The organism is Variovorax sp. Varisp46 (genome assembly GCF_059491885.1).
The window spans coordinates 2,391,887-2,416,003 of sequence record NZ_CP168515.1 but is presented as its reverse complement, the minus strand read 5'-3'; the positions used below and the strand labels follow the sequence as shown (position 1 = coordinate 2,416,003).

Genomic DNA, 24,117 nt, shown 5'->3' with positions numbered 1-24,117 from the left:
CGGGCCTGGCCCTTTGCTTACTTTGCCGTGGATCTCGGCAGCGCCTTCACCGCATTCAGCGTGCGCTCCACATGCTTGTCCGGATTCAGGTTCTGGTAGTAGTAGGCGACCTTGCCGTCCGGCGAGATCACGTACGACAGGCGGTTGGCGAAGTCGGGCCGCGTCTGCATCAGCGCGTCGAAACCCTGGATCACGGTCTTGCCCTCGTCCGACGCCACCGGAAAGCGGCTCTGGCAGGACTTGACCGAGAACTTCGACAAGGTGCCGATGTCGTCCGCCGAAACGCCGATCACGCTGGCGCCCAGTGCGGCGAACTGGTCCACGGCCTCGGCGAAGGCGTGGGCCTCGATCGAGCAGTCGTTGGAATCGGCCGCTGGAAAGAAGTACAGCACCACCGGCCCCTTCGCGAGAGCGTCGGCCAGCGAGTAGCGGAAGGTCTTGCCGCCCAGGGCCGCGGTGGCGGTGAACCTGGGGACGGGGTCGCCGATGTCTAGCGCGGCCCAGGCGGGATGCGCCAGGGCTGAAAAAACCGTCATCCAGGCGATGCGATGGAGGTGCGAACGGGCCATGATGTAACTCCGCAGCGATGTGGGCCGAATTCTAGGCCGGGCGTCCCCAAAAGGGGCCCTTGAAACCGGTGCAGGCCGGCCCGCGTATTGAGCAGAACAATTGAAGAAGCGACGGGGAAGAACCACGCCATGGAAGCACCATCATGAACGCCTGCCTCTTGCTTCTGCGCCTCGCGCTCGCTGGCGCCCTGATCGCGGCACTCGGCGCCTGCGGTTCGCTGCCGCCGGCACGGGAACGGCCCGCCGAATTTGCCGCCTCCGCCGACCCGTCGACCACGCTCGCGAAGATTGCCGCCGCATCCACGCCGCCCGGCGAGCACTCGGGCTTCCGGCTGATGCCGCTGGGCGTGTACTCGCTCGACGCGCGCATCCAACTCGCCCAGCGGGCCCAGCGCTCGCTGGTGGTGCAGTATTACCAGCTCGAGAACGACGCCGTCGGCCGCCTGCTGCTGCGCACGCTGCGCGAGGCGGCGATGCGCGGCGTGAAGGTGCGGGTGTTGGTGGACGACCTGTATACCGTCAAGAGCCAGCAGCTGCTGCTGGCGCTGTCGGAGACGCCCAACGTGGACGTGCGCCTGTTCAACCCGTTCTGCTGCGGGCGCAACGGCTTCCTGTCGCGCTTCGCGGCGTCGCCGTGGGAGATTTCGCGGCTCAACCACCGCATGCACAACAAGCTCTTCATCGCCGACGGCGTGATGGCGGTGGTGGGCGGGCGCAACATCGCCGAAGAGTATTTCGTGCTGAGCGAGGCGCAGAACTTCATCGACATGGATGCGCTGGTGATCGGCAAGGTGGTGCCGCAGCTCGAATCGATCTTCGACGCCTACTGGAACAGCGTGCAGGTCTGGCCGATTGCCGACATCGTGACGGGCGAGGGCGGCCGCAGGCCGAACGGCGCCGATTTCGACAGTTGGGTGGGCATGGCCGCGCCACCACCGAAGATCGTGCTGCCACCGTCCGACATCCTCGGCTACGGGCCCATTGCCGAGGAGCTCGACGGCGGCCGCATGGGCCTGCTGTGGGGCGAAGCCCGCGCCATCGCCGACCCGCCCACCAAGCCCGCGACCATGTCCGCCGACGAGGCCATCGCCACCAGCGTGACGATGAAGGTCTGGGCGCTGTTGCTCGACGCCAAGACCGAGGTCGACCTGACCTCGCCGTACCTTGTGCCGGGCGAGCGCGGCATGGAGGCTTTCGAGGACCTGGCCAGGCGCAAGGTCAAGCTCACGCTGCTGACCAATTCCTTGGCGGCCAACGACGAGCCGCTGGTGCACACCGGCTATGCGCGCTACCGCCAGCGGCTGCTCGAAAGCGGCGCCGACCTCTACGAACTGAGCCCGCAGCGTACCAGCGCGGGCGAGCGCTTCGGCATGTTCGGCAAGTCGCTGGGGCGGCTGCACTCCAAGACCGCTGCGATCGACAGGACGCGCATCTTCATCGGCTCGATGAATCTCGACCCGCGCTCGGCCAGCCAGAACACCGAGATGGGGGTGGTGGTCGACAGCCCGCAACTGGCGCGCGAGATGTTGCGCGTCATCAACATCAGCAAGCTGCAGAATTCCTACCGGCTGCGGCTGGCTAAGGACACCGGCACGCTGCAATGGCTGACGAACGACGGCGAGAAAGAGATGATCCTGACCTCGGAGCCGGAGTCGGGCTTCTTCCAGCGCTTCTACAACATGCTCATCGCGCCGATCGTTCCCGAGATGCTGTTGTAGCCTCGGGGGATGGCGCAGACCTTCACCTCGTTGTCCGCCCCGCAGGTCATGCTGTGGGGCGTGCTTTTTTTCGGCGGCATCTATCTCTGTTTTGGCGGCCTCACGTGGCTGCTGACGAAGCGCGCGCTGCCGGCGCTGGGCATCGGGCGCGAACTCGATCCGCGGCCGCTGCAGCCGGGGCAGCTGCGGCGCGAACTGGGGCAGTCGGGGGTGTCGGTGCTGATCTTCGGGCTGGGCATGGTGTTTCCATGGGGGCTGCTGCAGCTGGGCTGGGCGCGGCTCGACGGCGATGCGGGTTGGCGGCAAGTCGCGGTCGAGATCCTCGCGCTCGCCTTTTGGAACGACGTGCATTTCTGGATCAATCACCGGCTTTTGCATACGCGCTGGCTGCGGCGCTTTCACGGGCCGCATCACCGCTCGTTCGTGACCACCCCGTGGGCCACCTACAGCTTTCACCCCGTCGAGGCGCTGATGCTCGGCAACGTGATCCTGCTGCCGATGGTGGTGCACGACTTCAGCTTCTGGTCGCTCGCGGCGGTGCCGGTGTTCAGCCTGTTCTTCAACTGCATCGGGCATTCGAACTACGACTTCTTCACGGGCGTGTCGTACAGCCACTGGTTCGCGGCGAGCCGCCGGCACCATCTGCACCATGCCGTGCACAACGGCAACTACGGTTTTCAATTCACGTTCATGGACCGGCTGTTCGGAACGCGCGTCGCGGCCGATGCAGCCGAGCCGGTTCTCCAGGCCTTCCGCAAGAAGCATGGCGCGACCACGGCCTGACGCGAGCCGCCACCTGCCGCGGCTGCGTCACCGGCGCGACTGGCAGAGCCTTGCCTATCTCGTCGCGTTGCCTGGGCTGGCTGCGTGGCAGTGGTTCCATGGCTTCGATGTCCTGCTATATGGGATGACGCTGTTCCTGACGCTCGGCGTCGGCGTGATCCATCACAACCATGTGCATCTGCGCATGTGGCGCGGGCGGGGCATGAACCGGTTGACGGACTTCTGGATCACGTTGCTGCAGGGACACCCGACCTTCGTGTTCTGGCCTGCGCACGTGGCCAACCACCATCGCCACCGGCATGGCTCGAAGGACGTGGCGCGCACCTACCGCTTCGGCGGCGACACCAACCATCTGCGGGGTTACCTGCTGCATCCGTTCCAGGCGGTGTGGGTGTTGATGCCGGTGTTCTTCGCCTGGCTTGCTCGGCTGCGGCTGCATAGGCGAGGCGCGTGGCGCTACTGCATGGCGCAGTACGCGCTGTGGCTGGCCAGCTGGGCGGTGCTGCTGGGGCTCGACTGGCGCAAGGCGCTGGTCTTCGTCATCGTGCCGCAACTGCACGGCCTGCACTGGCTGCTGGCGACCAATTACCTGCAGCATGCCCACGCCGACGGCCGGAAGGCGCCTCGCAAGGAGGCGCAGGGCGATACCCCGGGTAGCCGGCTGAACTACGCCCGCAATTTCGAGGGGCTGGTGAACCCCTTGCTGTTCAACATCGGCCTGCACACCGCACACCACGAAAACTCGCATGCCCATTGGTCCGAGCTCACCCGCCTGCATCGCACGCGCTACCGCGCGCAGGTGGACCCTGCGCTCAACGAGGGCGGGCTGGTGCCGTACATGGTGCGGGTGTTCCTGCTGGGGGCCGTGTGGCCGCGTTTTCGCAGCCGCCCGCTGATGCCTCCCGATTCACCCATCAACTGAACCATGCCCGTCTCATTTCAACGCGTCTACCTCGAAAGCGCCGGCTACTTCATGCCGGGCGAGCCCATTCCCAACGACCGCATGGACGCCTACATCGCGCCGCTCAACCGCATGTCGGAGCGCATCAAGCGGCGCATCCTGGCGGAGAACGGCATCCTCACGCGGCACTACGCCATCGACGAGGAAGGCGTGACCCGCCACACCAATGCGCAGCTGGCGGCAGGTGCGATCCGCGACTGCCTGCGGCGGGGCGGCGCGGAGCTGTCGCGCGTGTCGCTGCTGGCCAGCGGCTCGTCGGGCGGCGACACGCTGATGCCAGGCTTTGCCAACATGATCCAGGGCGAGCTGACGGCGCAGCCGATGGAGACGCATTCGGTGCACGGCATCTGCGCGGCGGGCGTGTCGGCGATCCAGACGGCCGCGCAGGGCATCGAGCTGGGGGCGCACCGCTCGGCGGTGGCGGTGGCCAGCGAGATGCCGTCGCGCCTCTTCAAGCGCTCGCGCTTCGCGGCGCGCGGCTACGAGACAGACTTCGACTCTCACTTCCTGCGCTGGATGCTGTCCGATGGCGCGGGCGCCTTGCTGCTGTCCGACGGTACGCCCGCACTGGCCGGTGCACCGGGGTTGCGGCTGAAGCTGAAGTGGGTGCACCAGCGCGCTTTCTCGGGCGACTATCCGGTGTGCATGCAGCTCGGGCTGACCGAAGACCGGACACGCGGCCACCTCGATTTCGGTTCCTGGGCCGAGGCCGAAGCTGCCGGCGCGCTGTCGCTGCGCCAGGACATCCGTCTGCTGCCGCACCTGTTCGACATCGGCATCCACGAGTACGCGGGTCTCGTGCGCGACGGCTGGGTCGATCCGAAGCGGGTCGATCACTTTCTCTGCCACTACTCGTCGGAAAAATTCATCCCGGTGGTCGAGGACCTGATGGCCAAGGCCGACCTGTCGATCCCGCGCGAGCGCTGGTGGAGCAACCTGGCCTGGCGCGGCAACACCGGGGCCGCGTCGATCCTCGTGATGCTGGCCGAATTCCTGCACACCAAGGCGCTGAAGCCCGGCGAGCAGATCTTCTGCTACGTGCCAGAGTCGGGGCGATTCATGGCGGCGTACATGCTGCTCGAAGTGGAGTCCGTCGATGCCGTGCCGGTGGTTGCCGCATCGCGCGCGGCGGCGGCAGCGGCGCCTGACGACGACCTCGTGATCGCACCCCCGCACGACCCGGCCGCCGCGCCCGAGGGCCTCGGTGCCTTGTTGACCGAACTGGCCGCCATCTGGCACGACTACCGCTCCCGGGTCTGGCGCACGCCGCTGATCCGCCAGATCCGCGAGCGCCGCTTTACCGTGCCCGACTACCTGAACTGGATGGAGCAATGGGTGCCCCAGGTTCGCGAAGGCAGCCTGTGGATGCGCGAAGGCGCCGCCTCGCTGAGCGAGCCGTACCAGATGCTGGCCTCGCTGATCGGTGTGCACGCGGGGGAGGAGCAAAACGACTTCAACATCCTCTTCAGCGACTACCGCAAGGCCGGCGGCATGGTCGAGAACATCGAAGACCTGCGCCGCAACCCCGGCGGCGAGGCGCTCAACGCCTACCTGCATGGCCTGGCCGCCACGCGCGACCCGATCGGATTGCTGGGCGCGATCTACATCATCGAGGGCACGGGCCAGCGCATCGTGCCGGCGCTGCTGCCGCTGCTCAAGTCCGGCCTGAAGCTGCCACCCGATGCCTTCCGCTTCCTCGAATACCACGGCCACAACGACGAGCATCACCTGAGCCGCTGGCTCACGGCGGTCGAGATGGTCATGGCCGTAGAGGGGCACGCGCGCGCCGCCCGACAGATAGCCGACACCGCGCGCCATACGGCCGCGCTGTACCTGATGCAGTTCCAGCACATCACCGAACGCAGGCCCCATGGACCGAACACCTGATTTCCTGACCCAGGCGCACGACGAGCGCGACCCCAGCCCCTGGCTGGCGCTGTACCTCGACCAGAGCACGCCGCTGCCCGACGACGTCAAAGCCGCGTGGCTGGCCGATTCGAGTTCGGCGTCGCGCCAGTACCTGCTGCCGTTCCTGCGGCCGATCGCGCGGCTGACGATCATCCTGATCCAGATCGTGAAGGTGTTCGTGCCGCGCAACTGGTCGCATTCGATGCTGCTGCACCGACTTCTCGCGTGGGGGCTGAAGCGCTTTGTTTCGCCGGAGGCCAATTGGCTGATCCTGCGGCACTTTCACCTGGGCTCGCAGGTGCTGGCCTTCATCGGGCGAAACTCGCCGGCCCCGGTAGCGACGAGCCCGCTGGAGCCGGCCGGCATCGACGCGCTGAAGGACGAGATGTTCCTGAAGCACGACCTGAACCTGTTCAATTTCGTGATCCGGCTGAACAAGGCGCTGCGCGACAAGGGCGTGGCGCTGCGCAAGGCGGAGCAGGTCGATTTCTCCATGATCAGGGAGCCCGGCCCGCGGCTGGAAGACATGCCCCAGGGAAAGCTCAATTTTCTCGATCTGCAAAGCGCCATCGAGCTTTTTACGCCGCTTTACCAGCTGATGCTGACGGACAACGATTTCTGGCGTGCCGCCAACTCCCTGCAGCTGGACGAAACCATCGGCATCTACGCGGCCACGATCCTGGCCGCGCCCGAACACCTCATTCTGGTCAACAACAAGCACCCGCTCGTGCCCTTGTCGACACTGCGGGCGGGGCATCGGCTGGTGATCCACGGGCTGTCCACCGAGATGCTGCACAGCCTGCTCCAGCGGATGCAGGCGGCCCAGGAAACCGGGGCGCCAGAGACCTCCCCGTGCGAGCAGCCACTTGCATAGGCGTATGCTGCCCCCAGATGCAAACCATGAACACGACCGATAATCCGTCTCCCAAGACCGATCTGGCAGTGACCCACGTGTTGGCGCAACTGCTGGAAAAGCTTGAACACAGCGCTGTGCCCGTCGGCGCAGAGCAGTACCGTTCCGTGGTCGAACACCTCGTGCATGAGTTCGAGGATGTCGAGCAGGGCGCCGAGCTCGGCCGCCTGCTCGATGCCTATCCGGCCGCGGCCGAGGTGTATGAGAACCTCAACTATCAGTACGCCGGGCTTTGCCGCTCGGCGTTGGACGCTTCCCTGGCGGCTGAAACCAGTGCCCGGGAAGCCATTGCACGCGCGATGCGCCGTGCCGAACCGAATAGCAAGGACAAGACGCATGGCGAAGGGTGAAGTGAAGACGGCAGTGGTGGCGGACGGCCTGCGTTACAAATCGAAGACGCCCGGCTCGCCGTTTCGCGCCTCGGCGTCGTTCAGTGGCGCGACCATGTCGTGCTTCATGTGCGGCAAGCACCGCGTGCGCTCGCAGTTGCGCACCCGCCAGGTGCTGGGCAAGTCCCAGACCGTCTGCGCGCCTTCGTGCAAGGCGCTCGACGAATCCCTTGAGTAGGCCTTGACCAAGTCAGTCCGTTAAGGACACCCTGCTAGCACATCAGGGAGGCACTTTGGAGACATTTCCGCGTGCATAAGTCACGAATTGGCCTTCCCCATTGCCGCCAATCGTTATACAGTTAGAAACAAATGATGCAAGTGATTGCATGAATTCAAAAGTTCTAATTTGTAGCCGATTTCCAATGAATTGCAGCCACGCCGTCGACGCCCCTCGCGGGACATGGAATTCAACGCTTGCAAAGGGGTTCTGCCATGGCTAAGTCGCGCCACGTGGTCATTCAGGTGGTCAAGCGCTCCTCCGGCAGCGCCACGCACCATGTCGAATTCCTGATGGACGACAACTTCGCCGAGCGCCTGCGCCAATTGCGCTCGCTGGTGCCGCCTCTTGGCAGCCTGAACAAGCAGCGCGACCTCGTGATCGACAAGGTGCGCGTGCGCCTGCCCAACGCCATCTGGCGCTCGGGCAATGAGATCGAGATGGACGGAGGCGTGGACGGCTCCTGTATCGTCATTGCCGCGGAAGGCTCGTTCAATTGCGGCGGCAAGGACCGCAAGACGCGCGAAAAGCTCGTGACGTACAACTTCTCCATCGCCCGTCTGATCGAGCTGCATGCCGAGCGCCCCGAGGGCGAGACCCTCTACATCCGCGACGGCGTTTTCGCCAACGACGAGCCTGCCGAATCGCCGGCCGGCCGTTGGGTCACTTCGATGCACGAGCTGGAAGTGGTGATGCGCGTGCCGGATGCTCCGTCCGATTTCGACACCCTGCACGACCTGGCGCTGCGCCCCGAACACCAGCAGGCCGGCGGCGGTGCGCCGCAACGCGCCAACTTCTACTGAGCTTTCTTGCCGGTCAACCCGCGGCCGCTGCCTCGGGTGTCGCGCCCACGGGTGCGTACTGTGCGCGGTTGTCCTCCAGCCAGCGCACCGAGAGGCTGCTGTCCTGCTGCATCGGATGGAAGTCCGGGCGCAGGTAGCCGCGCCAGCCGGCCAGGTTGCCGCGCAGCAGACCGTCGCGGCTCAGCAGGATGCGCACGGCGCTCTTCCAGGTCGACCATTTCCACAGCTGCTTTTCGTGGCGCAGGTTGTCGATGGTCTGATGCATCAGGTCGCCCAGGAACATGATCGTGACGCGGCGGAACCAACGCTTGCGCCATTCGTCGGAGCCGCCTGCGGCCTTGTAGATGTCGAAGGCCACGCTCTTGTGTTCCAGTTCTTCGGCGCTGTGCCACAGCCACATGGTGCGCAGCCGGGGCTCGGCGCCGTCGAGGATCTCGGGGTGGGCCAGCAGCCATTCGGCGAACAGCGCCGTGAAGTGCTCGGTGGCCGCCGTCACCGCCAGCGCGTGGCGCGGGTCGGCGTCTTCCATCAGCGTCAGGCGCTTGCCCGCGCGCGCCGTCCAGCCATCCACCAGGCCCTGGCTTTCGAGGTGGTTGTTGAAGAGCGAATGAATGCGCCGGTGCGTGGCTTCCTGCCCGATGAAACCGCGCACGTCGGCGCGATGCTTTTCCTGCACTTCCGTCGGCAACGTGGCGACGGCATCGCGAACCGCGTCGATGAAGAATTGTTCGCCGAAGGGGAAGCTCATCGACAGGGCGTTGAAGAAAGCGGTCGAGAATGCGTCGCCGCCGCACCAGTCGCGGGCAAAGGGCGATTGCAAATCGATCAGAAGGCGGCGGACCACGAGATCAGTCATGAAAAACAAGCCTCGAAAAAAGCACGGAACTGAAATGGTTGGTACATCTTCGTACCGACTTGCCTCCATGGTGCAATCGCAAGTTGGTACTGTCAAGTACCATGACGTAGGAAAATGTGCCGTTCATGAGTGAAGCCGTCGAAACAGCCGTGCCTTCCAAGTCAGACGATGGCACCGGAAGCGAGCACTACACGCGCCTGCTGCAAGGCATGGCGCATGCCGTGGCAGCAAAGGGCTACGCCGAAACCACCATTGCCGACATCGTGCGCGAGGCGGCCGTGTCGCGCCGCACCTTCTACGAGCACTTCAGCACCAAGACCGAGTGCCTGATCGCGCTCTACCAAACCGCCAGCCGGCTCGCGCTGCAGGCGGTGAGCGAGGCTTTCGACCCCGCGCAACCGTGGCATGCGCAGGTGGAGCAGGCCATGGCGGCGTATTTCGATTACCTCGCCCAGGACCCGGTGCTGCTGCGCACGCTGTTTGTCGAGATCCTCGGCCTGGGCATGCCGGGCCTCGCGGTGCGGCGCCGGGTGAACGACGAGATCGCCAACTTCATCCAGGTGGCGATCAACAGCAGCGGCGACGCGGAAGGCCTCGCAGTGCATCTGACGAGCCAGATGGCGATGACGGTGGTCGGCGGCATCAATGAACTCGTTCTGCAAGCCATCGAGCAGGATCGCGCTGCGGACCTGCGGGAGCTGGTAGCGCCAGCCACCCGGCTGGTGCGGGCCGTGGCGGCCGAGAGCCGGCGCTAGAAGCCGAGATTCAGCCCGGCTTTCGCTGCGCCGGGTCGTAGAAGAATTGCTCTTCGGCGATGCGATCGCCCTCCCAGCGCTGCCAGGCGATTTCCTCCATGCGCATGCTGGCGCCACCCTTGAACGTGAACTCGAAGATCCAGTGGATCGCCACATGGTCGCCGTTCACGAGCACCGGACGCACGCAGGTGGAGGTGACGGTTTCGGTGCGATCGAGCACGGCCGTCTCCTGCGCCACCAGCGTGCTGCGGCCGCGCCGTGGCTCGGCCTGGTTCTCGCGCATGGTGGCGTCTTCCGTGTAGTAGTCCTCGATGGCTTTGGCATGCGCGCCGCCTTCGACGGCGGCGATGAAGGATTCGAGTCGTGCGGGTGTGGGCATCTCAGGACTTTATCTTGACCTCGACGCGGCGCGCTTCGGAGGGCGGCCCGTCGGCTTGGGATTGCTCGGGCTTGGCGAGCTCGATCTTGTCTTCGGGCGCACCGGCCGCCTTGAGCGCATCGCTCACGGCCACCGCGCGCTGCTTGGCAAGTTCGGCGTTCTTGGCCGGGTCGCCGCTCGCATCGTGGTAACCGCTCACGAGCACGGTGCTGCCGCTCTGCACGGCCTTGATCACGTCGGTCAGCGCTTCCCTGGCGTTGGGCGCCACTTCGGCGCTGGCGCTCGCGAAGTAGAACTTGACCACGCCGTTCTCGACCTTCACGGCGGCGGCTTTGGCGGCCGACACGGCGCCCGAAGCCACCACGGCCGCAGGCGTCGACGGCGTGGCAGCGGCGGCGGGCGAGGCAGCGGGCGAGGCAGCGGGCGCCGTGGAGGCCGGCGGCTGCTCGACCTTCGTCGGTACCGCCGCCGCCGCATCGCCGGCATGGAACTTCACCACCAGCGGCACGATCAGCAGCGCCACGATGTTGATGATCTTGATCAGCGGATTCACCGCCGGGCCGGCAGTGTCCTTGTAGGGGTCGCCCACGGTGTCGCCGGTGACGGCGGCCTTGTGCGTCTCGCTGCCCTTGCCGCCGAAGTGGCCGTCCTCGATGTACTTCTTGGCGTTGTCCCAGGCGCCGCCGCCGGTGCACATGCTGATGGCGACGAACAGGCCCGTGACGATGGTGCCCATCAGCAGCCCGCCCAGCGCCTTCGGCCCGAGCACCAGGCCCACGATGATCGGCACCAACACCGGCAGCAGTGACGGGATCATCATTTCCTTGATGGCCGCGCCGGTCAGCATGCCCACGGCCTTGCCGTACTCGGGCTTGCCGGTGCCTTCCATGATGCCGGGGATCTCGCGGAACTGGCGGCGCACTTCTTCCACCACCGCGCCGGCCGCACGGCCCACGGCTTCCATCGCCATCGCGCCGAACAGGTAAGGGATCAGGCCGCCGATGAAGAGGCCGACGATCACCATCGGGTCGCTCAGGTTGAAGCTGATGTTCAGCCCGAAGCTCTCGAGCTTGTGCGTGTAGTCGGCAAAGAGCACCAGCGAGGCGAGGCCGGCCGAGCCGATGGCGTAGCCCTTGGTCACAGCCTTGGTGGTATTGCCGACCGCGTCGAGCGGATCGGTCACGGCGCGCACGCTGTCGGGCAACTCGCTCATCTCGGCGATGCCGCCGGCGTTGTCGGTGATAGGGCCGTAGGCGTCGAGCGCGACCACGATGCCGGCCATGCTCAGCATCGAGGTGGCCGCCACTGCGATGCCGAACAGGCCCGCCAGCGAATAGGACGCCAGGATCGCGATGCACACGAAGATCACCGGCCACGCCGTCGAGCGCATCGACACGCCGAGGCCCGCGATGATGTTGGTGCCGTGGCCAGTGGTCGAGGCCTGCGCGATGTGCTGCACGGGCTTGTACTGGGTGCCGGTGTAGTACTCGGTGATCCACACCAGGGCGGCCGTCAGCGCAAGGCCGACGAAGCAGGCGCCGAACAGCTTGAGCTGGCTGCCGCTCGGTGCAATGGCGTTGTCGGGAATCAGCCAGCTGGTGACGAACCAGAACGCGACCAGCGACAGCACGCCCGCCACGGCCAGGCCCTTGTAGAGGGCCGGCATCACGTTGACCATGCCCGGCGATGCCTTCACGAAGAAGCAGCCGATGATCGACGCGATGATCGACACGCCGCCCAGCGCCAGCGGATACAGCACCGCGTTGGTCGGCGCCGCCGTGACCATCAGCGCGCCCAGCACCATGGTGGCGATGAGCGTCACGGCGTAGGTCTCGAACAGATCGGCAGCCATGCCGGCGCAGTCGCCGACGTTGTCGCCCACGTTGTCCGCGATCACCGCCGGATTGCGCGGGTCGTCTTCGGGAATGCCGGCCTCGACCTTTCCCACCAGGTCAGCGCCGACGTCGGCGCCCTTGGTGAAGATGCCGCCGCCCAGGCGCGCGAAGATCGAGATCAGCGAGGAGCCGAAGGCAAAGCCGATCAGCGGATTGAGGATGGCCGAGAGGCCGTGGGCCCCGGCCGGAATGCCGCCAGCGGACAGCACCCAGTAGAAGACCGACACGCCCAGCAGGCCCAGCCCCACCACCAGCATGCCGGTGATGGCGCCGCCGCGGAATGCCACGTCGAGCGCCGGGCCGATCCCGTGCGTGGCCGCCTGTGCCGTGCGCACATTGGCGCGCACCGATACGTTCATGCCGATGAAGCCGCAGGCACCCGAGAGCACCGCGCCCACGATGAAGCCGACCGCCGTGGTCAGGTCGAGGAAGATGGCGATGAGGATGGCGAGCACCACGCCGACGACGGCGATGGTGCTGTACTGCTTGGCGAGGTAGGCAGAGGCGCCGGCCTGGATGGCCGCCGCGATCTCCTGCATGCGGGCGTTGCCCGGGTCCTTCGCGAGAATCCAACTTCGGGCCCAGAAACCGTAGGCCACGGCCACGAGGCCGCAGACGATGGCCAGTATCAGGGGGGTGTTGCCGATCATGCTTTGCTTCTCCATTCGTTCGTTGTGACTTGTGGAGACGGACAGCATGGGCCCTGCGTGCAACGCGTACGGGACCATGTTTTCCGCCGCGTTGCTTCCTCGAAGCTCGCAGCACCTGGGGTGCGGAGCCGATTGGCCAACGGTTGCAATTTACAGGCAAAAACGAGCGTGCGTGCGACGGGTCGGTGACGCGGAAAGTAAACTCCGGGTTTGTCCCCATCCCTCTCATACTTTTCAACTACTCGAAAAACGTCATGTCCTTCGACAAAGTTTCCCCCGGCAAGAACGTCCCCGATGCCTTCAACGTCGTGATCGAAATCCCGATGAACGCCGATCCGATCAAGTACGAAGTCGACAAGGAATCCGGCGCGATCTTCGTCGACCGCTTCATGACGACGGCCATGTACTACCCGGCCAACTACGGCTACGTGCCGCAGACCCTGTCGGGCGATGGCGACCCGGTGGACGTGCTGGTGATTGCCCCATACCCACTGCTGCCGGGCGTGGTGGTGCCGTGCCGCCCCTTGGGCATCCTGATGATGGAAGACGAGGCCGGCGTCGACGGCAAGGTGCTGGCCGTGCCCACCGACAAGGTGCTGCCGATCTACAGCCACTGGAAGTCAGTCGACGACGTGAACCCGATGCGCCTGAAGGCCATCAGCCACTTCTTCGAGCACTACAAGGACCTGGAAGCCGGCAAGTGGGTCAAGGTGCTGGGCTGGGAAGGCATCGACGCCGCCAAGAAGGAAGTCCTGGACGGCATCGCCGCCTACAAGAAGTAATCAGCCCCGGACCGCATCGCCAGCCTGCCGCATCCACTCGCGGTTGACCGACCTGGCGTGCGAGTTCCAGTGGCGCGCGGCCTGCTGGAGTTCGTCCCATTGGCGCTGCGCCGCAGCGGCGTCGCCTTGCTGCGCCAGCCAGACCACATAGCTTGCGCGCGCCTCGACCGTGTTGTATTTGCTCAATGCGGCTTCGAAGGCTTCGCGCGCTTCCGTGTTGCGCCCGTCGGCCGCCAGTGCGCGGGCCGTCAGCACGGCGACTTCGTCGTTGCGGTAATCGTCGCGCGTACTGCGCAGGGTCTGCAAGGCCTGCAGTGCATCACGACCGGCCGAAGGGCCGCCGGCGGCCATCAGCGCGCTGGCGAGGCCGAACTGCAATTCGGGATCGGAGGCGAGCGGACCCTTCAGCGCGTCGCGGTAGTGGCCGACGGCATCGGCGGCCTGGCCCTTGTCGAGCGCGGCCTTGGCAAGGCGCAGCTTGTTCTGCGCCGTGGGCGCGAGGTCGTAGGCCTCGGTGGCCGCGCGGTATTCGCGCTCGGGATCGATGAAGCCGATGGCCGCGTTCGCCACCTTCCCCGCGGTGCGCTGCATGCGCGAAGCGGGCAGGTACTCGACCATGAAGTACACGATGCTGCCCAGCAGCGGGAAGCTGAAAAGGATGATGAGCCAGTACATCTGCTTGCCGTGGCGCATCGCATGCACGGCAAAGAACAGCGCAATGAGGACGTGCAGCCCCAGTCCGAAGAATGGCATTGGTTTCTTTGTGTTGTTGTCGAATCGGGCGCCTTTATAGCAGCCCCGAATGGCACAACTCAGGCGGACCTGAAGGGGCTGCGCTCGCCCAGGTGGTCCATGTAGTTCTCGATGCCCGCACCCTCGCGCTCCAGGAAGCGCTCGACTGCATCGGCGAACGAGGGATGCGCCAGCCAGTGGGCACTGGTGGTCTTCACCGGCATCAGTGCGCGCGCCATCTTGTGCTCGCCCTGGGCGCCGCCCTCGAAGCGCTGGGCGCCATGTTCGATGCACCAGGCCAGCGGCTGGTAGTAGCAGGCCTCGAAATGCAGGCAGTCGACGCGCTCCAGCGCACCCCAGTAGCGGCCATAGGCGACCAACGGCCTGTCGGACTGCGTCGAGAGGGCGATCAGGCTGGCGGCCATCGGCTTGCCGTTGCGCTCGGCGATGAACAGCAGCCAGGCTTCGGGCATGGTGCCGGCCATGCGCCGGAAGAAGTCGCGCGTGAGGTAGGGCGGGTTGCCATGCTCGCGGTAGGTGCGTTCGTAGCAGCGGTAGAAAAAGTCCCAATCGGCCTTCGAGATGTCGGCGCCGCGCGACCAGCGGAAGCTCACGCCCGCGTCGGCCACCTTGCGGCGCTCCTGGCGGATCTTCTTGCGCTTGTCGTGGGAGAGGCTGGCGAGGAAGGCGTCGAAGTCCGCGTAGCCGGTGCCGGCCGAGGGTGCCGTGTTCGTCCAGTGGAATTGCACGGTGTTGCGCAGCATCAGGCCGGCTTCGGCGCAGGCGGCGATGTCCGCCTCGGCGCCGAACAGCAGGTGCAGCGACGACAGTTCCTCCTGTTTGCACAGCGCGACGAGCCCTTGCACCAGCAATGTGCGGCTCTGCGCATCGCGCGCCAGCAGCCGCGCGCCGGGCACGGGCGTGAAAGGCACTGCAACCACGGCCTTCGGGTAGTAGGCCAGCCCGTGCTGCTCGTAGGCGTTGGCCCAGGCCCAGTCGAACACGTACTCGCCGTACGAATGGTCCTTGATGTAGAACGGGCACGCCGCCTGCAACTGCTCACCTTGCCACAGCGTGACGAACTGCGGCACCCATCCGCTGTCCGGCGAGGCGCTACGGCTGTCATTCAGCGCCGCAAGGTATTCGTGGCGCATGAAAGGCGAGGGCTCGGCCTCGGCGGCCAGCAGCGCGTTCCATGCTTCCGGGCTCACGTCCGACGGCGACGACAGAACCCGAATGACATAATCGTTCAAGCCTTTTTCTTCCTTCTGTATGACGCTCAAGCTCGCCATCGCGCAACTCAATTTTGTGGTGGGCGACCTCGCCGGCAACGCGAAAAAGATCGTCGACGCCGCGCGCCAGGCCCATGCACAGGGCGCGCGTCTCTTGTTGACGCCCGAACTCTCGATTGCCGGCTATGCGGCGGAGGACCTGTTCCTCCGCCCCGCCTTCACCGAAGCCTGTGATGATGCCGTGAAAGGCATTGCCGCCGCTCTGGCCGACCTCAAAGACATGGTCGTGGTGGTGGGGCATCCAACCGGCGGCAGCCTGCGCAGTCGCTCGGTGGCCGTGCAGATGCGCCACAACGCGGCCAGCGTCATCAAGGAAGGCCGCATCCTCGAAACCTACGCCAAGCGCGAACTGCCGAACTACCAGGTGTTCGACGAGCGCCGCTATTTCACGCCGGGGCAGGGCACCTGCGTGTTCGAGGCGGGCGGGGTTTCCGTTGGACTGCTGATCTGCGAGGACGCCTGGTTCGACCAGCCGGCCGAGCTGGCCCGCGACGCCGGCGCCGAGGTGCTGGCCGTGCTCAACGCCTCGCCTTATCACGTGGGCAAGGAGGGCGAGCGCGTCGCGCGCATGGCCGACCGAGCGCGTGCCGTGGGGCTGCCGCTGGTGTACGCGCACCTGGTCGGCGGGCAGGACGAGGTGGTGTTCGATGGCGCTTCGTTCGCGCTGCAGGCCGATGGCACCACCGCCATGCAGGCGGAGAGCTTCCGGGAGAAGCTGATCTTCGCGCAGCTGGAGCGCACGCCCCGGGGCGGCGCCGGCTTCGTGGCCGAGCCGGCTGCCATCGCACCCCCGCGCGACGCCGAAGCACAGCTCTGGGACGCACTGGTGCTGGGCGTGCGCGACTACGTCGGCAAGAACGGTTTTCCAGGCGCCATCCTGGGGCTTTCGGGCGGTATCGACTCCGCATTGGTGCTTGCGATCGCGGTCGATGCACTGGGCAAGGACAAGGTTCGCGCGGTGATGATGCCTTCGCCTTATACCGCCGACATCAGCTGGATCGATGCGCGCGACATGGCCGGTCGCCTGGGCGTGCGCTACGACGAGATTTCGATCAAGCACACCTTCGAATCCTTCAAGGATGCGCTGGCAGAGGAATTCAAGGGCCGGCCCGAAGACACGGCGGAGGAAAATATCCAGGCCCGCATCCGCGGCACGCTGCTGATGGGGCTGTCGAACAAGTTCGGCGCCATCGTGCTCACCACGGGCAACAAGAGCGAGATGGCCACCGGCTACTGCACACTCTACGGCGACATGGCGGGCGGTTTCGCGGTCATCAAGGACCTGCTCAAGACCACCGTGTTTGCGCTGGCGCGCTGGCGCAATGCCCACGATCCGTACGGCACGGGGGCGGCGCCGATCCCCGAGCGGATCATCACGCGGCCTCCCAGCGCCGAGCTGCGCCCCGATCAGACCGACCAGGACAGCCTGCCGCCCTACGACATCCTTGACGGCATCCTGGCACGCTACATGCAGGACGACGAAGGCATCGACGAGATCATTGCCGCGGGCTACGACCGCGCGGTGGTCGAGCGGGTTGCGCGGCTCATCAGGATCAACGAATACAAGCGGCGTCAGGCGCCGGTAGGCATCCGGGTCACCCACCGAAGCTTCGGCAAGGATTGGCGTTACCCTATCACCAGCAAATTCAACGAAACCGCCGGAGCGCAAAAACCATGAAGCAGATCACCGCCATCGTCAAACCCTTCAAGCTCGAGGACGTGCGCGAGGCCTTGGCCGAAGTGGGCGTTACCGGACTGACCGTCACCGAGGTCAAGGGCTTCGGCCGCCAGAAGGGGCACACCGAGCTCTACCGCGGCGCCGAATACGTGGTCGACTTCCTGCCCAAGATGAAGGTGGAAGTTGTCGTCAACGAGGCCGATGTGGAACGCTGCATCGAGGCCATCGTCAGCTCGGCGCGCACCGGGAAGATTGGCGACGGGAAGATTTTCGTGACGGACGTGGAGCGCATCGTGCGGATCCGCACCGGCGAAGAAAACGAGAACGCAGTCTGAAGCAAAAGCCTCCGGCAACGGGGGCTTTTTTCGAACCGCGCGCCTCAGAGGTTTTCCGACAGCCTGTCTTCGCGCGGGTGGAGCGGCACTTCGGCGCGCAGCGCCGTGAGCAGTTCGGGCACGTCGGTACCGGTGCGGATCAGTTCCATCTGCCATTCGCCCATGAAGCCTTCGCGCACGCTGTGCGCCAGGAAGCCCAGCAGGCCGTCGTAATAGCCGGCGGTGTTGAGGATGCCGGTCGGCTTGTCGTGATAGCCGAGCTGGCGCCAGGTCCAGATCTCGAACAGTTCCTCGAAGGTGCCGATGCCGCCCGGCAGGGCGACAAAGGCGTCGGCGCGCTCGCCCATCATGGCCTTGCGCTCGTGCATGGTGTCGACCACATGCAGTTCATCGCACAGCGGGTTGGCCAGTTCTTTGTCGACCAGTGCCTTGGGGATGATGCCGACCACGCGGCCGCCGGCGAGGCGGGTGGCCTCGGCCACCGTGCCCATCAGGCCGGTGCGGCCGCCGCCATAGACCAGTTGGCCGCCATGCCGGCCGATCCATTGGCCGACCGCTTGCGCGGCCTGGGAAAACTCGGGGCGCTCGCCGGGGCGCGAGCCGCAATACACGCAAATCGAAAATTCAGGATTCATCCTGCCATCATGCCGCAGCCCGCAGGCCTGCTCATGACACGAATCGTTGCCACAACGCCGCCGCCCAGATGCCCCCGCAAAGCGCGAGCGAAAGCAACACCGCGGCGCTGCCCATGTCCTTGGCGCGCTTGGAGAGGTCGTGCCACTCGGGCCCGATGCGGTCGATGGCTGCTTCGACGGCGGTGTTGAGCAGCTCGACGATCATCACCAGGATCGCGCTGCCCGCGAGCAGCGCCACCTCGGTCCAGCCGCGTCCGAGCCAGAAGGCGGCCGGGATCATCACGATCGACATGATGGCTTCCTGGCGGAAAGCGGGCTCGCTCCAGCCGGCGCGCAGGCCGTGCAGAGAAATCAGCGCGGCATGCCAGACCCGTTCGAGGCCCTTGCGGGCTTTCTGCGGATTGACGGCGGGATCGGGGAGCTTGGGCAAGGCACTCATCGGCGACTCATCGGTTTGGAGGTGATGAGCCGTGTACCGGCCCAGGCGTCGTGCCAGAACTGGCGCTCGGGGTGAAAACGCGCCAGCAGCGCCCAGACGGCGACCCAGCCGAAAATCAGGACGGTCGATTCGCCGCCCGACAGCTTGAACGGCGCAACGGCGGCCAGCGGCGGCAGAAACCAGACCCAGCTCAGCAGGTAGCGCGCCAGCGCCCGGCGCTGGCTGACAGGCCGTCCGTGTGCATCGACGATGCGGATGTTCCAGGTCTTCATGGCGAGGGTCTGGCCCTTGGTCCAGAACCAGACGAAGTACACGCCGAACACCACGAAGAGAAAAGCCTGAAAAAGATGGCGCCGTGAATCCATGGCGTCGCGCATCTGGCCCAGCGTGCTGAAGAGCCAGCCTGAAACGAACACCACGGCGAACAGCAGCATGCCCTCATAGAGCCAGCAGGCCATGCGGCGCCAGAGGCCCGGCACTATCGAAACAGGAGCGTGGGTTGCTGGAGGAATCTGCGAGGCGGCCTGATCGGAGCCCGACGCCTCGGGGGAGCTGGAAACCATCGGAGCCTTGGGATCAGGGGGCAGAGGGAGGTGCCTCGGCCCCAGAAGACGGCGCTGGTACCTGGGCTTCCGCCGGAACCGGCGCGGACGTGGCGCTAGCTGGCGCCGGGGGCGCAGGCGTGACGGAAGCCGCCGGCGTCGTGACCGCGGGGGCTCGCTCCGGCGGCGAGGCCACCAGGATCGTTGCTGGCACGGCCGGGGGCGGCGGTGCCAGCAGGATTCTGGGCGTGTGCTGCCCTGCAGGCGTGACGGCCGGCACCGGCACGAGCTTCTGGGACGAAACCGGCCGAACGGGAATGGCTGCCCCGCGTGGCTTGGGTGGGGCGCGTTCCGCAAGCTTGCGCTTTTCTTCCTCGCTCAAGGCTTGGTACTGCTCCCATTTGACTTTGCGCTCGTCGGGTGAAATGCGCTTGACCTCGGCGAAGTTCAGGCGAGCCTGCGCACGTTGCTGGTTGCTCAGGGCAGCCCATTCGATCATGCGGCTGTGCAGGGTGGATTGATCTTCGGCCGACATGCTCGCGTAGTTGCGAGACAGCGCCAGCCATTTCCTTTTCTGGCCGACGTTCAGCGTGTTCCAGTGAACGCTGAGCGGCTTGAGGGCCTGCTGCTGCTCGGCCGTGAGTTCACTCCAGAGTGGCCTTGTGGTCGAGACGGCCTTCGGGCTGGTGGCAGACGCGGAACTTGCCGGGGTCGAGCCCTTGACCGCCGCCTCGGTGGGGGGCTGGGCGTTGGCGAGCGTCAGGCCGAAGGCTGCGACCGCAAGCGCACCCGCCCAAACGACTACGCCCGCCTGGAGCGGGCGCAACGGATGGGTAGTGTTCGCGCTGGAGATGGAGCGGCGTCGCATTCGGTTGGTGAGGGTTCAGTCGGAGGCGCTGTCGGCCTTCAGGAATTGAGCGAAACCGGGGTCGGTGTAGGCGGCGGGCGGCAGGTCGCCCGTCAGCAGCGCGGAATCCACTTCGGCCAGTTCGCTGGCGCGATCGTCCTCCTGCATCGCGCTGATGGCGATCAGGCCGGCCACGAGTGCGATCAGCGGCACCACGGAGCCGATGCGGGTCCACCAGCTGCCACCCATCGTGAGCGTATGGCCCGACTGCACCGCCACAGTCGCGGTTCGCAGCTGCGGAGGTAGCTTGCGCGCGGCCACGGCCTGTGCGCGCGCCACGCGAAGCCGCTCGCCGATGTCGTGCGGCAACTCCCGATTGCCGGCCGAAAGGCGGGCAATCACGCGCTGACCGAACTGGTCTTCGGCGATGCTGGAAGTTGATGTTGGAACCTTAGTGTTCATAGCGATATTCCCTTGGCCTTGAGCGCCTTGCTCAGAGCGTGAACGGCTCGCGAACAATGGGTTTTGACGCTGCCCTCGGAGCAGCCCATCGCAGCGGCCGTCTCTGCGACGTCCATTTCCTCCCAGTAACGCATCAGGAAAGCCTCGCGTTGACGACCCGGCAGTGCCGCGATCTGTTCCTCGATTTCGTGGAAGACCTGGGCGCGGCGGGTCGTGTCTTCGGCGCTCTCCGATTCCCTAGAGTCGGTCGGCGAGACGAAGTTCTCCAGCAGGTCGAAATCTCCGTCGTCGTCGACCGATTCGAAATCGCTGAGGTTGGAGAACAGGGCACGCCGGGTTTTCTGGCGGCGGAACCAGTCGAGCGTGCAGTTCGACAGGATGCGCTGGAACAGCATCGGCAACTCGGCCGGCGGCTTGTCACCGTAGTGCTGCGCCAGCTTCATCATGCTGTCCTGCACGATATCGAGCGCAGCTTCTTCATCCCGCACGTGGTAGACCGAGCGCTTGAAAGCGCGCCGTTCGACGCTTTTCAGGAAGTCGGAGAGTTCTTGTTCAGTGGCCAAGCGAGAGGGGGCGCGAAAGGCGCGCCGCATGGGAAAAGGGGTCTGGCGATTGCGTAAGTCGCATGTGTGTTTATCGCCGCGGATTATGCCTTTGTGGCTTTACAGGGCAGCTGAAGCGAATCTGAACGCCCGGAAATGTCATAATCCGCCTTGCAAGTCAAAAGGCAAACGGGTCACGGTCCGGCGGAACATCAGTCCGCCCATGGCTTTGGCCTCAAGTCCTGGCGCGGCCTCACAAGGGTTGGCAAGGGGCACCCAAGGTATTTCGTTCCCGAAATAACACAAAGGTTGATCATGGAAATCTCCAAGGCGGAAATCGCTTCCGCAGCAGCCGCGTCCTCAGGCGCAGGTAACCCGACGCAAGAACTCATGGGCGCTGAAGTGCTGGTCAAGGCACTGCAGGCCGAAGGCGTCCAGTACGTCTGGGGCTACCCGGGCGGCGCGGTTCTCTACATCTACGACGCGTTCTACAAGCAGGACACCATCCAGCACGTGCTGGTACGCCACGAGCAGGCTGCCGTCCACGCGGCCGACGGCTATGCGCGCGCCACCGGCGACGTCGGCGTGGCGCTGGTCACCTCCGGTCCCGGCCTGACCAATGCGGTTACCGGCATCGCGACGGCGTACATGGATTCGATCCCGATGGTGATCATCTCGGGCCAGGTGCCGACGGCCGCCATCGGCCTCGACGCCTTCCAGGAATGCGACACGGTCGGCATCACCCGTCCCATCGTCAAGCACAACTTCCTCGTCAAGGATCCCAAGGATCTGGCCATGACGATGAAGAAAGCCTTCCACATCGCACGCAGCGGCCGTCCCGGTCCGGTGGTGGTGGACGTGCCCAAGGACGTTTCGTTCAAGAAAACGCCTTACGCAGGCTATCCCGACAAGGTCGAGATGCGCTCGTACAACCCGGTCCGCAAAGGCCACGGCGGACAGATCCGCAAGGCGCTGCAATTGCTGCTGGCCGCGAAGCGTCCCTACATCTACACCGGCGGTGGCGTGCTGCTGGGCAATGCCACCAACGAGCTGCGCACGCTGGTCGACATGCTCGGCTATCCGGTCACGAATACGCTTATGGGCCTGGGCGCCTATCCGGCGAGCGACCGCAAGTTCCTCGGCATGCTGGGTATGCACGGCACCATCGAAGCCAACAACGCGATGCAGAACTGCGACGTGCTGCTGGCCGTGGGCGCGCGCTTCGACGACCGCGTGATCGGCAACCCCAAGCACTTCGCGCAGAACGAACGCAAGATCATCCACGTCGACATCGACCCGTCGAGCATTTCCAAGCGCGTGAAGGTCGACATCCCGATCGTTGGTGACGTGAAGGACGTGCTCACCGAGCTGATCTCGATGATCCGCGAGAGCACCACCAAGCCCGACGCCGGCGCGCTGGCCGACTGGTGGAAGACCATCGAAGCCTGGCGCTCGCGCGACTGCCTCAAGTACGACCGCGGCAACAAGGACGTGATCAAGCCGCAGTACGTGGTCGAGACCCTCTGGAACATGACCAAGGACGCCGACGCGTACATCACGTCGGACGTGGGCCAGCACCAGATGTGGGCTGCCCAGTACTATCGCTTCGACGAGCCGCGCCGCTGGATCAACTCGGGTGGCCTGGGCACCATGGGTGTGGGCATTCCCTACGCCATGGGCATCAAGCTCGCGAAGCCCGATTCGGAAGTGTTCACCATCACCGGCGAAGGCTCGGTGCAGATGTGCATCCAGGAACTCTCCACCTGCCTGCAATACAACACGCCGATCAAGATCTGCTCGCTCAACAACCGCTACCTGGGCATGGTGCGCCAGTGGCAGGAGATCGAATACTCCGGCCGCTACAGCCACAGCTACATGGACGCACTGCCCAACTTCGTGAAGCTCGCCGAGGCCTATGGCCATGTCGGCATGCTGATCGAGCGTCCGCAAGACGTGGAGCCCGCGTTGCGCGAAGCACGCAAGCTCAAGGACCGCACGGTGTTCATGGACTTCCGCACCGACCCCACCGAGAACGTGTTCCCGATGGTGAAGGCCGGCATGGGCATCACCGAGATGCTGATGGGTTCCGAGGATCTCTGATCCGCGGGGCATTTTTCTCTCGCTCAACCTTTACTGACGAATCTATTGCCCGCCAAGCCCGCGCATTACCGTGCGCGGGGGAGGGCGGCGAAAAGAGGAGTCACGCAAACATGAAACACATCATTGCAGTGCTGCTGGAAAACGAGCCGGGTGCTCTTTCCCGCGTGGTGGGCCTGTTCTCGGCCCGTGGCTACAACATCGAATCGCTGACGGTCGCACCCACGGAGGACGCGAGCCTCTCGCGCATGACCATCGTCACGACCGGTTCCGACGACGTGATCGAGCAGATCACCAAGCACCTGAACCGCCTGATCGAAGTCGTGAAGGTCGTCGACCTGACCGAAGGCGCCTACACCGAGCGCGAGCTCATGATGGTGAAGGTGCGCGCGGTCGGCAAGGAGCGCGAGGAAATGATGCGCATGGCTGAAATTTTTCGCGGCCGCATCATCGACGTGACCGACAAGAGCTACACCATCGAACTCACTGGCGACCATGGCAAGAACGACGCTTTTCTGGAAGCGATCGAACGTAGCGCTATCCTCGAGACTGTCCGTACCGGTGCCAGCGGCATCGGCCGCGGCGAGCGCATTCTGCGCGTGTAGGAGGGTGAAGGCGCCCTCAGTTCATCCGTTCATCCACACATGAGGCAAAAGTGATGCGAGGTCTGCTCGGTTTCGACAGGATGGTGACTCCCGCGATCGTCCGGGTGCTCTACTTTCTCGGCCTGCTGGGCGTGATTGTCCTTGCGGGGGCGGCGCTCTACCAGCGCCAGTACCTGCCGGCCTTCACGTTCCTGATCTTCGGTGCCATCGGTGTTCGCATCTACAGCGAACTGCTCATCGTGCTGTTCCGCATCCACGACAGCCTCGTGTCCATCAACCAGCAAATGAAGGACCGGAATTCCTCCGGCCTCTGAGTGAAATTCACCCGCTCTG

Annotated in this window: 27 protein-coding genes; 15 read left to right on the top strand and 12 right to left on the bottom strand. The window is 65.3% G+C overall.

Going from position 1 to position 24,117, the window contains the following annotated elements; all coding sequences use genetic code 11:
• Positions 1-17: 17 nt before the first annotated feature.
• Positions 18-569: a peroxiredoxin gene (locus tag ACEN9N_RS11450; RefSeq protein ID WP_478179680.1), complete on the bottom strand. Its 552-nt coding sequence runs from the start codon at positions 567-569 to the stop codon at positions 18-20.
• A gap of 143 nt (positions 570-712) precedes the next feature.
• Here ACEN9N_RS11450 and ACEN9N_RS11445 point away from each other — a divergent pair, with 143 nt between their 5' ends.
• The 8 genes from ACEN9N_RS11445 (at position 713) to ACEN9N_RS11410 (ending at position 8,261) form a co-directional block, all read left to right on the top strand.
• Positions 713-2,287, top strand: coding sequence for a phospholipase D family protein (locus tag ACEN9N_RS11445; protein WP_413313144.1), 1,575 nt, complete (start codon positions 713-715; stop codon positions 2,285-2,287).
• A gap of 9 nt (positions 2,288-2,296) precedes the next feature.
• Entirely contained in the window at positions 2,297-3,070 is a 774-nt protein-coding gene (locus ACEN9N_RS11440) for a sterol desaturase family protein (protein ID WP_007836695.1), read from the top strand.
• The gene (locus ACEN9N_RS11435) at positions 3,051-3,992 is read left to right on the top strand and encodes a fatty acid desaturase (RefSeq protein WP_413331465.1); all 942 of its coding nucleotides are present in this window, start codon (positions 3,051-3,053) and stop codon (positions 3,990-3,992) included. The genes ACEN9N_RS11440 and ACEN9N_RS11435 overlap by 20 nt, the downstream gene beginning before the upstream one ends.
• A gap of 3 nt (positions 3,993-3,995) precedes the next feature.
• A complete protein-coding gene (locus ACEN9N_RS11430) occupies positions 3,996-5,918 on the top strand; it encodes an iron-containing redox enzyme family protein (protein ID WP_495656095.1) in 1,923 nt (640 codons plus the stop codon).
• Positions 5,902-6,813 (top strand): DUF6999 family protein, encoded by a 912-nt coding sequence (locus tag ACEN9N_RS11425; protein WP_413313148.1) that lies wholly within the window; start codon positions 5,902-5,904, stop codon positions 6,811-6,813. The genes ACEN9N_RS11430 and ACEN9N_RS11425 overlap by 17 nt, the downstream gene beginning before the upstream one ends.
• Before the next feature lie 17 nt (positions 6,814-6,830).
• The gene (locus ACEN9N_RS11420) at positions 6,831-7,202 is read left to right on the top strand and encodes a hypothetical protein (RefSeq protein WP_413313150.1); all 372 of its coding nucleotides are present in this window, start codon (positions 6,831-6,833) and stop codon (positions 7,200-7,202) included.
• Positions 7,189-7,419 (top strand): hypothetical protein, encoded by a 231-nt coding sequence (locus tag ACEN9N_RS11415; protein ID WP_007836713.1) that lies wholly within the window; start codon positions 7,189-7,191, stop codon positions 7,417-7,419. Before ACEN9N_RS11420 ends, ACEN9N_RS11415 begins: the two co-directional genes overlap by 14 nt.
• 254 nt (positions 7,420-7,673) lie before the next feature.
• The gene (locus ACEN9N_RS11410; RefSeq protein WP_007836715.1) at positions 7,674-8,261 is read left to right on the top strand and encodes a hypothetical protein; all 588 of its coding nucleotides are present in this window, start codon (positions 7,674-7,676) and stop codon (positions 8,259-8,261) included.
• 13 nt (positions 8,262-8,274) lie between these two features.
• Here ACEN9N_RS11410 and ACEN9N_RS11405 read toward each other — a convergent pair whose 3' ends face one another.
• Positions 8,275-9,117, bottom strand: a complete 843-nt coding sequence (locus ACEN9N_RS11405; RefSeq protein WP_413313152.1) for a metal-dependent hydrolase — start codon at positions 9,115-9,117, stop codon at positions 8,275-8,277.
• Between the two features lie 125 nt (positions 9,118-9,242).
• Here ACEN9N_RS11405 and ACEN9N_RS11400 point away from each other — a divergent pair, with 125 nt between their 5' ends.
• Positions 9,243-9,872 carry a TetR/AcrR family transcriptional regulator gene (locus tag ACEN9N_RS11400; protein ID WP_495656094.1) on the top strand — a complete coding sequence of 210 codons (630 nt, stop codon included), beginning with the start codon at positions 9,243-9,245 and terminating at the stop codon, positions 9,870-9,872.
• Positions 9,873-9,882: 10 nt separating this feature from the next.
• Here the strand turns inward: ACEN9N_RS11400 and ACEN9N_RS11395 are convergent, their stop codons facing one another.
• Both ACEN9N_RS11395 and ACEN9N_RS11390 read right to left on the bottom strand, forming a co-directional pair.
• A complete protein-coding gene (locus ACEN9N_RS11395; protein WP_413313154.1) occupies positions 9,883-10,251 on the bottom strand; it encodes a nuclear transport factor 2 family protein in 369 nt (122 codons plus the stop codon).
• Between the two features lies 1 nt (position 10,252).
• Positions 10,253-12,796, bottom strand: coding sequence for a sodium-translocating pyrophosphatase (locus ACEN9N_RS11390; protein WP_495656093.1), 2,544 nt, complete (start codon positions 12,794-12,796; stop codon positions 10,253-10,255).
• 254 nt (positions 12,797-13,050) lie between these two features.
• Here ACEN9N_RS11390 and ppa point away from each other — a divergent pair, with 254 nt between their 5' ends.
• Positions 13,051-13,578: an inorganic diphosphatase gene (ppa, locus tag ACEN9N_RS11385; protein ID WP_007834256.1), complete on the top strand. Its 528-nt coding sequence runs from the start codon at positions 13,051-13,053 to the stop codon at positions 13,576-13,578.
• Here the strand turns inward: ppa and ACEN9N_RS11380 are convergent, their stop codons facing one another.
• On the bottom strand, positions 13,579-14,331 hold the full coding sequence (locus ACEN9N_RS11380) for a hypothetical protein (RefSeq protein ID WP_413313158.1): 753 nt from the start codon (positions 14,329-14,331) through the stop codon (positions 13,579-13,581). It abuts the gene before it with no gap.
• A 59-nt stretch (positions 14,332-14,390) separates the two neighbouring features.
• Entirely contained in the window at positions 14,391-15,563 is a 1,173-nt protein-coding gene (locus ACEN9N_RS11375) for a GNAT family N-acetyltransferase (protein ID WP_413313160.1), read from the bottom strand.
• A gap of 19 nt (positions 15,564-15,582) precedes the next feature.
• On the opposite strand from ACEN9N_RS11375, the gene ACEN9N_RS11370 reads away from it, so the two are divergent.
• Positions 15,583-17,280: an NAD+ synthase gene (locus ACEN9N_RS11370; RefSeq protein ID WP_495656092.1), complete on the top strand. Its 1,698-nt coding sequence runs from the start codon at positions 15,583-15,585 to the stop codon at positions 17,278-17,280.
• Complete coding sequence (locus ACEN9N_RS11365; RefSeq protein ID WP_007834250.1) at positions 17,277-17,615, top strand: P-II family nitrogen regulator; 339 nt, start codon at positions 17,277-17,279, stop codon at positions 17,613-17,615. Before ACEN9N_RS11370 ends, ACEN9N_RS11365 begins: the two co-directional genes overlap by 4 nt.
• A gap of 44 nt (positions 17,616-17,659) precedes the next feature.
• Here the strand turns inward: ACEN9N_RS11365 and ACEN9N_RS11360 are convergent, their stop codons facing one another.
• The 6 genes from ACEN9N_RS11360 to ACEN9N_RS11335 are packed head-to-tail and all read right to left on the bottom strand — an operon-like array spanning position 17,660 to position 21,103.
• Positions 17,660-18,250: an LOG family protein gene (locus ACEN9N_RS11360; RefSeq protein ID WP_007834248.1), complete on the bottom strand. Its 591-nt coding sequence runs from the start codon at positions 18,248-18,250 to the stop codon at positions 17,660-17,662.
• Positions 18,251-18,281: 31 nt separating this feature from the next.
• Positions 18,282-18,689, bottom strand: a complete 408-nt coding sequence (locus ACEN9N_RS11355; RefSeq protein ID WP_495656091.1) for a diacylglycerol kinase — start codon at positions 18,687-18,689, stop codon at positions 18,282-18,284.
• Positions 18,686-19,252 carry an RDD family protein gene (locus tag ACEN9N_RS11350; RefSeq protein ID WP_495656090.1) on the bottom strand — a complete coding sequence of 189 codons (567 nt, stop codon included), beginning with the start codon at positions 19,250-19,252 and terminating at the stop codon, positions 18,686-18,688. Before ACEN9N_RS11350 ends, ACEN9N_RS11355 begins: the two co-directional genes overlap by 4 nt.
• A gap of 13 nt (positions 19,253-19,265) precedes the next feature.
• On the bottom strand, positions 19,266-20,099 hold the full coding sequence (locus ACEN9N_RS11345; RefSeq protein WP_495656089.1) for a DUF3106 domain-containing protein: 834 nt from the start codon (positions 20,097-20,099) through the stop codon (positions 19,266-19,268).
• 15 nt (positions 20,100-20,114) lie between these two features.
• Complete coding sequence (locus tag ACEN9N_RS11340; RefSeq protein WP_495656088.1) at positions 20,115-20,540, bottom strand: DUF3619 family protein; 426 nt, start codon at positions 20,538-20,540, stop codon at positions 20,115-20,117.
• Positions 20,537-21,103, bottom strand: coding sequence for an RNA polymerase sigma factor (locus ACEN9N_RS11335; RefSeq protein WP_413331473.1), 567 nt, complete (start codon positions 21,101-21,103; stop codon positions 20,537-20,539). Before ACEN9N_RS11335 ends, ACEN9N_RS11340 begins: the two co-directional genes overlap by 4 nt.
• A gap of 294 nt (positions 21,104-21,397) precedes the next feature.
• On the opposite strand from ACEN9N_RS11335, the gene ACEN9N_RS11330 reads away from it, so the two are divergent.
• From ACEN9N_RS11330 to ACEN9N_RS11320, 3 genes are all read left to right on the top strand, one after another.
• On the top strand, positions 21,398-23,182 hold the full coding sequence (locus ACEN9N_RS11330; protein WP_056599167.1) for an acetolactate synthase 3 catalytic subunit: 1,785 nt from the start codon (positions 21,398-21,400) through the stop codon (positions 23,180-23,182).
• 110 nt (positions 23,183-23,292) lie between these two features.
• Positions 23,293-23,784, top strand: coding sequence for an acetolactate synthase small subunit (gene ilvN, locus ACEN9N_RS11325; RefSeq protein WP_007834236.1), 492 nt, complete (start codon positions 23,293-23,295; stop codon positions 23,782-23,784).
• A gap of 53 nt (positions 23,785-23,837) precedes the next feature.
• A complete protein-coding gene (locus ACEN9N_RS11320) occupies positions 23,838-24,098 on the top strand; it encodes a DUF4282 domain-containing protein (RefSeq protein WP_007834235.1) in 261 nt (86 codons plus the stop codon).
• Positions 24,099-24,117 lie beyond the last annotated feature (19 nt).